The 14,151-nt window shown below is 59.5% G+C and carries 10 protein-coding genes and 1 pseudogene; 5 read left to right on the forward strand and 6 right to left on the reverse strand.

What is annotated here, in order from left to right; translation table 11 throughout:
- The first annotated feature begins 37 nt into the window (after positions 1 to 37).
- Positions 38 to 1,333, forward strand: a complete 1,296-nt coding sequence (locus tag J3U06_RS00515) for a glycoside hydrolase family 125 protein (RefSeq protein ID WP_267444000.1) — start codon at positions 38 to 40, stop codon at positions 1,331 to 1,333.
- Between the two features lie 21 nt (positions 1,334 to 1,354).
- Here J3U06_RS00515 and J3U06_RS00520 read toward each other — a convergent pair whose 3' ends face one another.
- From J3U06_RS00520 to J3U06_RS00540, 5 genes are read right to left on the reverse strand one after another with little or no spacing between them, the layout of a single operon-like run.
- The gene (locus J3U06_RS00520; protein ID WP_267444002.1) at positions 1,355 to 2,608 is read right to left on the reverse strand and encodes a glycoside hydrolase 5 family protein; all 1,254 of its coding nucleotides are present in this window, start codon (positions 2,606 to 2,608) and stop codon (positions 1,355 to 1,357) included.
- Positions 2,609 to 2,614: 6 nt separating this feature from the next.
- The gene (locus tag J3U06_RS00525) at positions 2,615 to 3,448 is read right to left on the reverse strand and encodes a carbohydrate ABC transporter permease (protein WP_267399252.1); all 834 of its coding nucleotides are present in this window, start codon (positions 3,446 to 3,448) and stop codon (positions 2,615 to 2,617) included.
- Entirely contained in the window at positions 3,448 to 4,419 is a 972-nt protein-coding gene (locus J3U06_RS00530; protein WP_267444003.1) for a carbohydrate ABC transporter permease, read from the reverse strand. Before J3U06_RS00530 ends, J3U06_RS00525 begins: the two co-directional genes overlap by 1 nt.
- Positions 4,416 to 5,693, reverse strand: a complete 1,278-nt coding sequence (locus J3U06_RS00535; RefSeq protein WP_267399254.1) for an ABC transporter substrate-binding protein — start codon at positions 5,691 to 5,693, stop codon at positions 4,416 to 4,418. Before J3U06_RS00535 ends, J3U06_RS00530 begins: the two co-directional genes overlap by 4 nt.
- Positions 5,694 to 5,748: 55 nt before the next feature.
- Positions 5,749 to 6,399, reverse strand: coding sequence for a hypothetical protein (locus J3U06_RS00540; RefSeq protein ID WP_267444004.1), 651 nt, complete (start codon positions 6,397 to 6,399; stop codon positions 5,749 to 5,751).
- A 523-nt stretch (positions 6,400 to 6,922) separates the two neighbouring features.
- On the opposite strand from J3U06_RS00540, the gene J3U06_RS00545 reads away from it, so the two are divergent.
- From J3U06_RS00545 to J3U06_RS00560, 4 genes and pseudogenes are all read left to right on the forward strand, one after another.
- On the forward strand, positions 6,923 to 7,942 hold the full coding sequence (locus tag J3U06_RS00545) for a phosphatase PAP2 family protein (protein ID WP_267444005.1): 1,020 nt from the start codon (positions 6,923 to 6,925) through the stop codon (positions 7,940 to 7,942).
- A 148-nt stretch (positions 7,943 to 8,090) separates the two neighbouring features.
- Positions 8,091 to 10,967, forward strand: coding sequence for a type I DNA topoisomerase (topA, locus tag J3U06_RS00550; protein WP_267444006.1), 2,877 nt, complete (start codon positions 8,091 to 8,093; stop codon positions 10,965 to 10,967).
- Positions 10,964 to 11,617, forward strand: a pseudogene (gene tmk, locus J3U06_RS00555) (dTMP kinase); the annotation flags it as partial. The gene topA and the pseudogene tmk, both read left to right, overlap by 4 nt.
- A gap of 302 nt (positions 11,618 to 11,919) precedes the next feature.
- Positions 11,920 to 13,080 carry a DNA polymerase III subunit delta' gene (locus J3U06_RS00560; protein WP_267444007.1) on the forward strand — a complete coding sequence of 387 codons (1,161 nt, stop codon included), beginning with the start codon at positions 11,920 to 11,922 and terminating at the stop codon, positions 13,078 to 13,080.
- A 7-nt stretch (positions 13,081 to 13,087) separates the two neighbouring features.
- Here J3U06_RS00560 and J3U06_RS00565 read toward each other — a convergent pair whose 3' ends face one another.
- Positions 13,088 to 14,149 carry a LacI family DNA-binding transcriptional regulator gene (locus J3U06_RS00565; protein ID WP_267444008.1) on the reverse strand — a complete coding sequence of 354 codons (1,062 nt, stop codon included), beginning with the start codon at positions 14,147 to 14,149 and terminating at the stop codon, positions 13,088 to 13,090.
- Between the last annotated feature and the right edge of the window lie 2 nt (positions 14,150 to 14,151).

The raw sequence follows: 14,151 nt of genomic DNA on the forward strand, positions 1-14,151 counted from the left end.
GGCATCCACTGTCATGCGGGAGGCAAGGGCGCAAACTATGACTTACCAGGAAATCCCGACTTCGGTATCGTTGTTCATCGAGCGGATTACCGATCTATGCGGGGTCAGGCATCCGGCTTGGGCCAAGGTTTTTCGGAAGGCTTTCGCTAAGACGCTTTCGACCACAGTCAGGAGGGAGAAGGACGGTACCACATTTCTGCTCACTGGAGACATCCCAGCCATGTGGTTACGGGACTCTACGGCTCAGGTGCGTCCCTACCTGGTCATAGCCCGCGACGATGACGACATGGCCGCCATGATATCGGGCTTGGTCAGGCGGCAATTCGCCTACATCTGTATAGATCCATATGCTAACGCCTTCAATGAGACTCCTTCTGGTGCTGCCTGGGATCCGAATGATCGGACGGACTTCACTAGCCCGTGGCTCTGGGAGCGCAAATATGAGGTGGATTCCCTCTGCTATCCGGTTCAGCTGGCCTGGCTGCTCTACCGCAATACGGGACGGACGGACCAGTTCAACGCCGACTTCATCAATGGGGTCCACCGAATTTTGGATGTCTTCGAGCTGGAGCAGGACCACGCTCGCTCACCATACTTCTTCATCAGGAAGACTGATCTTTCTCAGGACACGCTGGTCGAAGATGGCCGCGGTCATCCGACGGCTCCGACAGGGATGACCTGGTCGGGCTTCCGCCCCAGCGATGATGCCTGCGCTTACAACTATCTTGTTCCCTCCAACATGTTTGCCGCTGTGGCTGTGGATCTTCTGAAACGAATCTTCACTGGCCCTTTGGATGATTCAGGTCTGGCGGACCGTGCGGACAAGCTCGGCTGCTCCATACATCTTGGCATTGAACAGTATGGAGTCACTAGGAATGCGTCCGGGAAAGCCGTCTATGCCTATGAGGTGGATGGGCTGGGCGGGGTGAGCATCATGGATGATGCCAATGTTCCCAATCTGATTGCGGCCCCTTATTTGGGATTCTGCCCCTATGACGAACCGATTTATCTTGAGACGCGGCGTATTCTGCTCAGCCCGGAGAACCCCTACTATTACGAAGGTTCCCAGGCCAGGGGAATCGGGTCCTCTCACACCCCGGTCGGCTATGTATGGCCTATGGCGCTGGCCATGGAAGGCTTGACGTGCAGGGACCATGATGAACAAGGCAGAATGTTGGATGTCATGGTTCAAACCGATGCCGGCACTCATCTGATGCATGAGGGATTCGATGTCGACAATCCGAGCAGGTACACCCGTCCCTGGTTCAGCTGGGCCAATATGATGTTCTGCGAACTTGTCATGGAGTATTTCGGCATCCGGGTCGAACGGTAGCTGTGTCGGCTCATGCCGTTGCTAGAGCGACTCGGCTGGGATCAGCCTACCGATTCCGCGTTCCGCCAGGTATGCAGTGTCATTCGCACGATCCCGGTTGGTAAAGAGGAGGGATTCGCCCGAGGCTGCGTCTTTCATCCAAGCTTCGAAAATTCGCCCGCCAGGTGCGCAAGCACCGCGAATTTGCGACATTCCCTTAGGGTCCGAGGGCAGAACGATGGCGACGCGATTACCGCTGGGCCGGTTCTGCCGACCATTCGAGAGGCTGTGGACCTCTTCGGCCAGACAGGAGAAGAGGCGTCCGAGCTCCTTGACCCGTCCGTCCTGATCAATCAACCCCAGGTCATACTCAAGTTCCGGGAAGTCAGCCAAGCCACGGTTCACGTCGTGGGAGCACCACCAAGTGATGCCGAACAGGTCGTCGGCCTGCGCCATCCTTCTGACGGATTCCTGCATGAAGGTCGGTGCCTGGGCGACGGTCATGACGTTGAGCGGGGCGCCGATCTCCTGGGCCCAAACCGGGCGGTGGGCTCGGTTCTCATATGCCTTGGCCAATTCGATCAGATAACGTCCATGGCTCAGACACTCTTGGCTGCCGGGTCCGTATTTGCTGATGACACCGTTGAATACCCAAGCATGGATCGTAGACAGGCTACCGATATGACCTTGTTGGATTGGGGTGAAGGCATGGCCGGGCAGGTACCAGACCGCATCATCCTCGCTATGGACCAGAATGCGATGGTCCTGCTCGGCGCGAGCAGCCAAAGGGCTGATCAAAGCATCAAGCCAAGCGTCGATCTGCTCGCTGGTCGCTGTCATACCCAGGGGATGGGCTGTTCCAAGGAACTGGTTACACTCGTTACCCACTGTTATTCCTCGGAATCCGTCCAGGTCTTCCAGGCTCTGATAGACTTGAAAGATAAGGTCGGCTAGGGCATGAATGGTCTGTTCATCGGTGAATATGTTCCTGGCATGCCATGTGGTCACCCATGAAGGCAGGAAGTCGAAGCTCGACAGGTGTCCCTGAACCACGTCCACAAAAGAGTCAAGCCCGCGTTGCCCGGCTAGGTCGACCATATGGTGCAGGTCTTCTAGCCCTTGGTTGTTGATCAAGGTTCGGTTGGGCTGGAGGATCGGCCAGAGGGGGAAGACCCTGATGTGGTCTGCCCCCAAGGAGGCAATCTGATCCAGATCTCTGCCGATGGCCTGCCAGTCAGGGTCCAGCCAGGTATGGAACCATCCATGCGAGGGTGTGTAGTTGACGCCGAATCTCATCCCTGCTTACTCCTTGACTCCGCCGGTCTCCACGCCGTCGAAGAAGTACCGTTGGAAGGCCACAAAGAAGATGATGATAGGGACCAGAGCAATGACTGCGCCGGCTGCGATCAGTCGCGGATCAGTGACGAAGGCGCCCTTGAGCTTGTTCAGCCCTACAGTCAGGGTGTACTTGGACTCGTCCCCGATGACCACCAGAGGCCACATGAAGTCGTTCCATGCACCCACGAAAGAGAAGATGGCGACTACCATGGCCGTACCTCTGACCTGGGGCAGGCAGATGTGAATGAACCTCTGCCAAACATTAGCGCCGTCCACCTCGGCCGCCTCCTCCAGCTCGTGAGGGATCGAAGCGAATGCTGTCATCATGAGTAGAATGTTCATGGCTCCACACAGTCCGGGCAGGACGACTCCCAGCAGGGAGTTGTTCAGATGCAGTCCTCGAATGGTCAGGAACTGCGAGACCAGGACGGTTTCGCCGGGAATTAGCATGCAGCCGAAAATGAATCCGGCCACCAGCTTCTTGCCAGGGAACCTGAGCCTGCCCAAGGCGTACCCTGCCAGCGTGGCCGTTACCAGATTGCCTACGACGTTGATCACAGTGACGATCAGCGAGTTGAGGGCATAGTGCAGAATCGGGATCTGGTGAAAGACCCGGGTGAAGTTGTCCCAAGTGAAATCCTTGGGGATGAAATAGGGCGGGACGGCGTAGATGTTGTCTCCACGCCCTTTGAATGCTAAGGAAACCTGCCAGATGATGGGACCTACCAAGAGGATGAACAAGACGGTGCATGCCAGGTACCGAATGACGGTCCCCGGAGTAATTCTGTTCGCGCGCATCAGTGGTCCGCCTTCCTCTGCACATAGAACTCAATTGACGTGATGATGCCCAGGATGAAGAACATGATGATGCTCAAGGCGCTGGCATAGCCGGTTCTGGCAGTCAGACCCGTACCCTCGCGCATGATCAGCATGGACATGGTGATGTCCTTTCCGCCCAGTCCTCCGGTGCCTCCGGTAAGCATGTAGACCTCGTTGAAGACTCGGAAAGCCGCGATGGATGAAAGGAGCAGGATGAGCACCATGGTCATCCTGCAGCCGGGCATGGTCACCGAAATGAATTGACGGACAGGGCCGGCTCCGTCGATGGATGCAGCCTCATAAAGGCTGTCGTCGATGTTGGCCAGAGCTGCCAGATAGATGACCATGTAATATCCCAGACCTCCCCAGACCGTGACCAACATGGCGCTGAAGAGCAGCAGCCAACGATCCTGGAGGAAGGGAATGGGTTCTTTGATCCACTTCAGGCCTAGGAAGAGCGCATTAACCAAGCCCTTGGCGCTCATCATATTGGTCCAGATCAGTCCCGAAATGACCGATCCAGCCACGGCGGGCACATAGAAGGCCGTCCTGAAGAAGCTCATGATCCTGGTCTTCTTATTGACCAGTACAGCCAGGATAAGAGGCAGTATGACCATGCACGGAGCCATGCACAAGGCGTAGATCGTCGAGTTCAGCAGGGCTGTGTGAACTTTGGGATCGGCCAGAACGGCTGAATACTGGCTCAGGCCTACGAATTGCCCCGTACGCAGGAGCGTCGAATTCGTGAAAGAGAGACGGATGGTGTTCAGGAACGGATAAATCGTGAAAACCAGAGTAAAGATGATGGGAATGATCAGAAAGAGCCAGGGGGACCAGGGCTTCATGGTCGAAATGGTCCTTGAGCCCTTGGCCTTTCCCGGCTGATGCTGACCAGCATCATGGGCTGGGGTCACGCAGGCCCCAGCTTGGTGGCTGGCGGGCAATCTCATTGGGCCAGCCTGTCGTTGGCATCCTTGACTGCGGTGTCCAAGGCCTGCTTGGCTGTGATCTGCCCGGTGACGGCCTGCTGGAGCTGCTCGCCCAGTTCGTCCAGATCGGACTGGATGAACTGCGGAGGATCCATGACCTCGCCGTTCTTGACCTTGGAAGCTAGCATGACGACGGTCTTGGACTCGATGCTCCCGTCATCTTTCCGGAAGTAGGGGTCATCTACGCCCTTGGCCGTGGAAGGGAAGGTCTGGGAGCTCTTGGCGAAGTCCACCTGGTTAGTGTTGTTGGTCACGAAGGCGGCGAACTTGTGGGCGGCGTCCTTGTGCTTGGACTGTGAACTCACAGCCAGAATCTCTTCATTCAGGCTTTGGTGCCCCCGGGTGATGGCTGGTGCCACGGCAAGATTCTGATAGATTTCGGGTGCATTCTGCTTGAAGTCCTTCAGGTCGTACATAAAGCCGCTACGGGTGGCCACTGATCCCTGTTTGAACAGGTCGGTGCTTTGCGATCCTGACGCGGCGACGGCCTCCTTGCTTATCATGCCGTCCTTATACATATCGACATAGTGCTGGACCAGCTCCACGCCCTTGGGCGAGTTGAAGGTGAACTTAGTCTGGTCCTTGTTCATGATTTCAGCGCCGTACTCGCCGAAGCTGCCGATAGTAGGGAGCATCGCGGACCACTGGTATTTGTCCTTGCAGGTTCCGGCCATCTGATGGGAGGCCTCGAAGTAGGACTCCCAGGAGTCCGGCAGCTTGGCTGTATTCATGCCGCATTCGGTCAGGATCCTCTTATTGTAGAAAGTTGGACCGAGTGTCAGGTACCAGGGGTATGCATAGGTTCCGTCGGCGCCGAAGCCCTTGAAGGTCACGCTCTTCCAAGTTCCCTTGGTGTACTCGTTTTCGATGCCTGGATTGGCTTTGGAGATATTGTCGATGGCTCCGGACTTAGCCAGGATGTAGGCATCCTTGGGCATCATGTCCATCACATCGGGCAACTGGTTGGCAGCGGCATCGGTCGAGAGCTTATTGGCGTATCCGTCGCCGGGCTGGTCGATCCACTTGACCTTGATGCCGGGATTTTGCTTTTCGAACTTGGCGATTAATTTGTGGAAGTAGCTCTTGTAGACGCTCTCAAGGTTCTTGGTCTGGAAGCTGATTGTACCGTCTGCCTTGTCGGCGCTAGTATCTGAGGATCCGCAGGATGCCAGTCCCGTCATCATGGCGATAGCCCCACAGGCTGCTGCAAGTTTCGTGATCCTGGTTGTGTTCATGATTGCGTTCCTTTCCATCTGTTGATACATGAGGGTGAGATATTTGGTCAGCGGGTCACTCGCAGGGTGGCCAACTGGAAGGGGGAGAAGACGAGTTCAGCTGAGCTGATTGCCGAACCGTTGGGGCTGGTGAGGGCTCTAGGCTCGTCAGCAGGCAGATTATCGCCTTCAAGGGTGTCTGTTTCACGTATGACGGCTTCGGCGAAAGCCGAAGATGGTTGCAAACGGACTTTGGCGGTGGACCCGGCTGCCTCGTAGAGGCGCTGATCAGGTCTCCGGTCCCGTCGTCGGCCAGTTTGATCCAGATGACCACGGCTCTTTGGAGGGAGTCCAGGACCACCGGCGGCTCGATTTCGGGTACGTCGCTCAGGATTGGCGTCTTGACTCTACTGGCCTCGTCCAGGGTGTCGACTAAGCTGCAGCTGGCTGAGGCGGTCCGGCGAAAGTCGTGAATGCCTGTATCCGTGTCCGAGTCGGGGAAAATCAGCGACTCCAGACAGAGGATGAAGGAGACATCGGCAGCAATGGCCGAATCGACTCTGGCTGAGCCTATCAGGGGCACCCAGGCGTTTAGCGTGTGGACGGCCTTGATGACCGTGCCATCGGGTCGGAATACCATTCCTTCAATGCGCCCTCCTGCGAAATCGGAATGCCAGCCCAAATCGATGTCCAATTCAATGGACAGGTCGAGTGCAGGGTTCTGCATGCCGACGGGTATCTTTCCTTTCAGCTCGAACCAGGTCGTTCCAATTCTGAATGGCCGGAATTCCGGTCTTTCGCTGCGTGTGTCCACCAGGAAGAGCGTCAGCGGTACAGGTTCTCCGAGTTTCTCGTGACTGCGGATCCGGCAAGTCGACAGGGCTGTGTCCACATATGGGCTGACAGGTTGTCGGATTACGCGTTCACACCGGGTCGGTTCCCGATCCACCTTGAGATACATGGCGCTTCTTTCCGTCTGTTGGAATATGCCGCCATCGCGCTAACCGCCTCTGGCTCCGATGCTGGCAAGTATGGGACATACTATAGCATCTTTTGTTAACTTCGTACACAAATTGAGGGGGAGGTCATATAGTTTTGCAGCGGAACCCGCAATGGCTTTTGGCTGGTAGTGCTGATTGCTTGTATATCGCCGTTTTACACGCTGGATTATCGCGAAGGTCGTGAAAGGAACGCGCTCGTCGGCCGGTAGCGTCGGGTGTCGGCCAAGGCGTTGGATAGAGTCTTGAGGTATGAGCAGCAAGCATAAGCAGGGCGAAGCACAGGAGACCTGGTACCGGGACCCGAATGAACAGACCGAAGGGGACGGCAGTCATGTTGACCGTGATCCCTTGACGTCCCGACCTCGGATTTCAGCCCTGGTTCTGTGCATGGTCGCGGGTCTGGCCTGTCTGGGTCTGGCTGCTTTTGTCTGGTGGGCGGCTGTTTGGACTGTTCCCGGGCAGACTTATGACGACATGGCCCTGACCAACTTCCGCGGTTTCCTTGACCAGGCGCCCCTGGTCAAGGCCTACCTGGGACTGTTCACTATTCCTTATTTGACTGTGGTGATCTGCGTGGTGCTGGGTCTTGCAGCTTTTGCGGTTGTTCTGGCGCGACACCGGTGGTGGCTGCTCGGCCAGGTTGCCGTATATGCTCTGATGGTCTACGGGGTGGCCCGCATTCTCAAACGCTTTCTGCCGCGTCCTGTGCTTATCCATGCCCAGGCCTCCGCAGCCAACTCAACTCCATCCGGGCATACCGTCCTGGCTCTGGCGGTGGTCCTGGCCCTGCTTTGTGTGGTGCCGCGCGTTTGGAGGGCCCCGGTCGCCTTGGTGGGGTTCGCCTTTGACCTGTCCGTGGGCTGTTCGTTGGTGCAGGGTGGCTGGCATCGCCCCTCAGACGTGATTATGGGCATTCTTATTCCGGTCGGTCTCTGTCTTATTGCTCTGGCCGCTACGCGGGGAACCGGGATGGATGTTCCTGGGACCAGAATGTCATCGGCTTCGATTCAGATTGTCTCCACCCTGATGCTGGTTGCGGGTTTCCTGGGGATTCTCTACGCCTGCTATGTCATCTGGCAGGTCAGCCCTGGGCTGGAGATCGGAGCCCGGTGGACGGCCTACGGAGTCCATTGCTCGGCCGTCATACTGACGGCTTCTGTGCTGTCGCTGACCCTGGGGCTGGTCCTGGCGATGAGGCAGATCACGGCTTCGCCTCTGACCAGGATGGGCCTTGTCGGTCGGCCTCCGGCTCCGCCCCAGAACAACTGAGGTCAGTCTCTGCGAGTACTGATCGACTCTGATTCATCCACCATCGGACTTAGGGATCCACGCCCGTGCACATAACCCCTTGATTTGCATGGTGACGGAACCTCGTGAGTAAGATGGCGTGCGAAAGACCACAATATAAGGAGAGGCCATGGCATCCGGCAATAAGCTCGTCATTGTTGAGTCGCCAACCAAGGCAAAGAAGATCGGCGGGTACCTGGGCAAGGGCTACACGGTCATGGCCTCGGTGGGCCATATCCGCGACCTGGCCCAGCCATCGCAGGTCCCGGCCTCCCAGAAGAAGGCCTACGGCAAGTTCGGCGTAGACGTGAACGATGGCTTTAAGCCCTACTACATCGTGGACGATAAGAAGAAGCACACGGTGTCCGAGCTCAAGAAGGCGCTGAAAAACGCCGATGAGCTCTACCTGGCCACTGATGAGGATCGGGAGGGGGAGGCCATCGCCTGGCATCTGGTGCAGACCCTCAAACCCAAGGTGCCGGTAAAGCGCATGGTCTTTCATGAGATCACTCCCGAGGCCATCAAGGATTCGCTCAAGCACACCAGGGACGTGGATGCCCACATGGTCGATGCCCAGGAGACCCGCAGGGTGCTGGATCGGCTCTATGGCTACGAGCTTTCACCGGTGCTCTGGCGCAAGGTGGGTCCGGGGCTGAGCGCCGGGCGTGTCCAGTCTGTGGCAACCCGGCTGATTGTGGAGCGCGAGCGAGAGCGCATGGCCTTCGTCAAGGCCTCCTACTGGGATCTGTTGGCGCGGCTGGTGCAGAAGGATGCCGGGGAATCGGCATCGTCGAGTGGCTTTCAGGCACGAATGATCGGCCTGGGGAAGCAGCGGCTGGCGGTCTCCAAGGACTTCACATCCAAGGGGCAGCTGACGGAAGCGGCCACCAAGGAGCAGGTCCTGCAGCTGGATGAGCAGCATGCCCGGAACCTTGCAGAGACGCTGAAGGATCAGGACTTCACGGTGACGGGTATGGAGACCAAGCCCTACCGGCGGCGTCCCCAGCCCCCCTTCACCACCTCTACCCTGCAGCAGACGGCTGGCAACCGGCTGGGCATGAGTTCACGGGCCACCATGCGCGCTGCCCAGGGGCTCTATGAGAACGGGTTCATCACCTACATGCGTACGGATTCGGTCACCCTCTCCCAGGAGGCCATTGCCGCTGCCCGCAAGGGGGTCGAGCGTGAGTACGGTGCCGAATATCTTTCGGCTGAGTCCAAGCAGTATGTGACCAAGACTGCCGGCGCCCAGGAGGCTCACGAGTGCATCCGGCCCGCCGGTTCCATCTTCCACAGGCCTCAGGATCTGGCCGATCGTCTGGCCCCTGACCAGCTCAAGGTCTACACCCTGATCTGGCGGCGCACCCTGGCTTCGCAGATGGCCGACGCCACCGGGTCTACAGCCACTATCCGCCTGTCGGCGCAGGCGGGCAGGGAGGGTACGGCCCTCTTCCAGGCTTCAGGCACCGTCATCACGTTCCCTGGCTTCCTCAAGGCCATGGGTGCAGGCTCTGAGCAGACCGATGAGGGCTCTTCCCTGCCTCCGGTCCAGCAGGGGGACGTGTTTCGTGCCGCCTCGGCAGAACCTGACGGGCATGAAACCCAGCCGCCTGCACGCTACACCGAGGCCTCCCTGGTCAAGACCCTGGAGGCCAAGGAGATCGGCAGGCCTTCCACCTATGCCAGCATCATTTCGACCATCATCGACCGTGGATACGTCTACGAGCGCGGCCGTGCCCTGATACCTTCCTGGCTGGCCTTTTCGGTAGTCAGATTGCTGGAGACCAATTTCCCCAAGTACGTGGATTACCAGTTCACGGCGCAGATGGAGAACGGCCTGGATATGATCGCCCATGGCAAGGAGCGAGGCAAGGACTGGCTGACCCGGTTCTACTTCGGCTCGGGGCCGGGCGCCGCTCAGAACGCTGACCAGGCCCACCAGGGCCTGCAGGAGCAGGTGGCCCAGCTTGGAGACATCGACGCCCGCAAGATCAACACCATCGAGATAGGCGATGGCCTGCAGGTGAGGGTCGGCCGCTACGGTCCCTATCTTGAGGATACGGCCGACCTGGATGCCGATGGCAACCCCAAGCGGGCCTCGTTGCCGCCCACCATGGCTCCGGACGAGCTGACCGTGGCTGCGGGCCATGAACTGATTGCAGCCAACGCTGGCGGTCCCCGTCAGCTGGGCAAGGATCCGCAGACCGGCGGTCGGGTCGAGGTGCGCAAGGGCAGATTCGGGCCCTACGTGGCCTTGATCAGCCCCGAGGAGGAAGCGGCCGAGCAGAAAAAGCCGACCGGCAAGACCGCACGGACAACCAAACAGACAGGTCCTAAGCCCAAGATGGCATCGCTCTTCAAGACCATGGATCCAGGCACGGTCACCCTGGAGGAAGCTCTGAAGCTGCTCAGTCTGCCTAGGACGGTGGGCAGCATCGAACTGACCAATGCAAAAACGGGAGAAGTCGACCATGCCACCGTCACGGCCAGCAACGGCCGTTATGGCCCCTACCTGACGGCTACCAAGGCCGATGGCGGCACCGAGACGCGTTCGCTGACTGACGAGGGGCAGATTTTCACCATCGACCAGGCCGGGGCCAAGGCTCTCTTCGACCAGCCCAAGTACGGACGGCGTTCCCGGAGCGCGGCCAAGCCTCCCCTTCGTGAGCTGGGTACGGACCCTGACAGCGGCAAGCCCGTCACCATCAAGGACGGGTTCTACGGTGTCTACATCACTGACGGGCAGACCAATAGGACCCTGCCCAAGCAGTACACGGCCCAGTCCATCGAGCCGGAGGTGGCCTTCCGCCTGCTGGCAGAGAAGCGCGCGGCCGGGCCTGTCAAGCGACGCGGCCGGACCGCCCGCAAGTCGACTGCGCGAAAGTCCGCCGCCCGCAAGTCGGCGTCCAGCAAATCTACAGCTGGCAAGTCGGTCACTCGCGCCCGTAAAACCACAAAGAAGGCCAAAACCGCCAAGACTTCCAAGAGTACGGAGCATAAGGCATGAGCGATGGTTTGTTCATTTCCTTCGAGGGCGTGGATGGTGCAGGCAAAACCACCCAGGTTCAACGAGCACATAACTATCTGCAGGAGTGCGGCCTGCGATCCCTGGTTACCCGCGAGCCAGGCGGCACCCCTGCCGGATTGACCATTCGGGAACTCGTCCTTCACGGCTTGGCCGCTTTCCCCTCGGTCGCCGTGACCGGAGGTACCGACGTGGTTGATGCATCCGATGATCTGGCTCCCAGGACCGAGGCCCTGCTCTATGCGGCGGATCGGGCCGAGCATGTGGCCCAGGTGGTGCGTCCGGCTCTGGATCGTGGAGACATTGTGCTCTGCGATCGTTACTTGGATTCCTCAGTGGCCTATCAGGCCGGAGGCCGTGATCTGTCGGTGGATGTGATTCGTCGGCTGAGCCTGTGGGCCAGTCAGGGCCTTCTGCCCAAGCGCACCTACCTGCTGGACGCGGATCCGGCTCAGTCCAAGTCGCGTCTGGATCATGAGCCCGATCGGCTGGAGTCTGCTGGCGACGACTTTCAGCAGCATGTGCGTCAGGCATTCCTGCAGCTGGCTCGGAGGGAGCCCGACCGGTTCCTGGTTATCGACGCCACCCAATCCATCGACCAGGTCTGGCAGATCATCCAGGACGATTTGGACAAGTTGGTCGAAGGGCGCGAGTCGGATCTGCCGCAGGTCGATGATGAGAATGACGACACTGATGCTCAGGACGATGCCGACGAGGATGAATCGACGGCAGGATATGAGGACGATGAGCAGAGTGCCGAGTCGGTCTGGACCGAGGCTGCGGATACGTCCGATCAGGCGCCGGAGGCTGATGCTGACCAGGATGACCAGCCCATCGAAGGCGAACCAGTCGGCGGCGATGCTGACGATGATTCGGCTCCTGCAGGTTCTCGCGCTCGCTGGCTGCTCCGGTCCCGGCTCCTGCGGAAGATCCGATGAGCGTCTGGGACGCCATTGTGGGCCAGCAGCCCACGGTCGAGCTACTCAAGCGGACGGTGGCCGCTCAGGCGCAAGGTCATGACGAGGTAGCGCAGTCCTGGTTGATCTGCGGCCCTCCTGGATCAGGGCGGTCCAATCTGGCCCGGGCATTCGCGGCTGCCCTGATCAGTCCTGACCAGGGATTGAGCGACCAGCCCACCCGCGTCACCCAGCAGGTCCTGGCCGGGACCCATCCAGACGTGACCATACTGGCCACCAACAAGGTCACCATCGGCATCGACGAAGTAAGAGAGCTGATCATGACCTCGGAGCAGATGCCTGCGACTTCGCGCTGGCGGGTCATCATCATCGAAGACGTGGACCGGATGCTCGAGCGGACCACCAATGTGCTGCTCAAGGAGATCGAAGAGCCGGCTGAGCGTACCATCTGGCTTCTTTGTGCACCCAGCGCCCAGGATGTGCTGCCCACCATCCGCTCACGGACCAGGGTGCTCAACCTGGCGGTGCCGTCCAACACTGCAGTGGATGATTTTCTGACTGACCAGGTGGGGGTGGATCGGCCTCTGGCCGCCAAGGCTGCCCGTCTGGCCCAGGGGCACATCGGCATAGCCCGTCTCTACGCTACAAGGGATCAGGTCCTGGCCGATCGTGATGAGCTGGTGGTGGGCCTGCTGGGCCTGCGGCGTGCTTCGGATGCCGTGATTCTGGCTGGCCGGGTGGTTGATGCGGCCCGTGATCAGGCCACCGCTACCGTGGATGATGAGGTGGCTGGGGACGAGCGGGAGTTTCGGCAGATCAACGGTCTGAGTGACAAGGAACGCATCCCACGCCAGCTGCGCGGGGCCTACCATGCCTTGGGCGGCAAGGACCAGGTTCGTCGACGGGTGACAAGACTGACCAGGGATGTGTTGGACCGCAACCTGAGCACCCTGGCCAGCGTCTATCGGGATGTGGGCGTCCTGCAGAACGGCGCTGAGGAGAAAGCCGGCTTGGTCAATCTGGAGAATCGGGCGGCAATCGCTGAACTGTCCGTCAGGCTTTCCAGGCAGGGGGCCATCGACCGCATTCAGCTGATTGCCCGTGCCCGCGAAAGACTCGCGGCCAACGGCGCCCCATTGCTGGTCTTTGAGGCCCTCCTATGCGCCCTGCTGGTGTAAACCGAATTCAATATGTGAAGGTGCCGGGCGAGGTCATGTCGCTGCTGCCGATCCTTGGTGACCAGGTCGATTCCCTGCATTGCAACTGGGGCGGCAAGGCCACATGTGAGGGAAGGATGGATGGCCCTTTGGCATCAACCAGCCGCAGAGCCTCACGGACGATGTCCTCCAATGGCGGCCTGACTGCGGTCAGGGTCGGACTGCTTATCAGGCAGGCCGGGCTGTCGACGAATGTCGCAACCTTGAGCTGATCGGGAACCTGGATCCCCAGCTCCCGGCAAGCCATCAGGGCTCCCAGCGCCAGCGAGTCATCCCCGCAGATGATGGCATCTGGATGGCTGCTGCCATCGGCAAGCATGGCCATGACATTATCGTGGCCACGACGCATGCTGCAGGGGCCGAATTGGACCCAGTCCGGTTCTGGCGTAATGCCCAGAGTGTTGGTCAGGGTTGAGAAGGTGCTGAAAAGCTCTGTGGCGGCGCTGGTGTTCAGCTCGCGGCTCAGATAGGCTACGGCGTGCGCGTTCTGCTCGGCCAGGTGGGCGATGATCAGCCTCATGGAGGCCGCCTGGTCCATGCCGACCCAGCTGGTGTGATAGGAGAGAGGTTTGCCTCCTACTTGGACGACCGGCAATTCGGCGGGCAAATCGACTGGCATCCCGGACGGATCTTCATCCAGGGAGGGGACGACGATGACCCCCTCGGTCCGGCGGGCCGCCATTGACCTCATTGCAGCTTCAAGGGCCTGATTGCCGTCGACGGAGGCGACCATCAGATAACGGTGTTGTCCGGTCAGCCGCCGGCTCAGCAGATCCAGGATGGATCCTGCCACGCTTCCAGTGGCACCGCACAAAACCAGGCCCAAGGTCCTGCTGCGGTCCGAACGCAGGGCACTGGCAGCAAAATTGGCCGAATAATTGAGTTTCTCGGCCGCTGCGTGAACCCGTCGACTGATGTCGTCGTTTTTGCGTCTATGGCCGGAAAGAACGCGGGATACGGTTGCCGTCGAGACGCCCGCCAAGGCTGCGACGTTGGCAATGGAGGGCTGACTGTCCGCCGATCGTCCCATTG

Source organism: Bifidobacterium sp. B4142, from assembly GCF_026537325.1.
GTDB lineage: Bacteria > Actinomycetota > Actinomycetes > Actinomycetales > Bifidobacteriaceae > Bombiscardovia.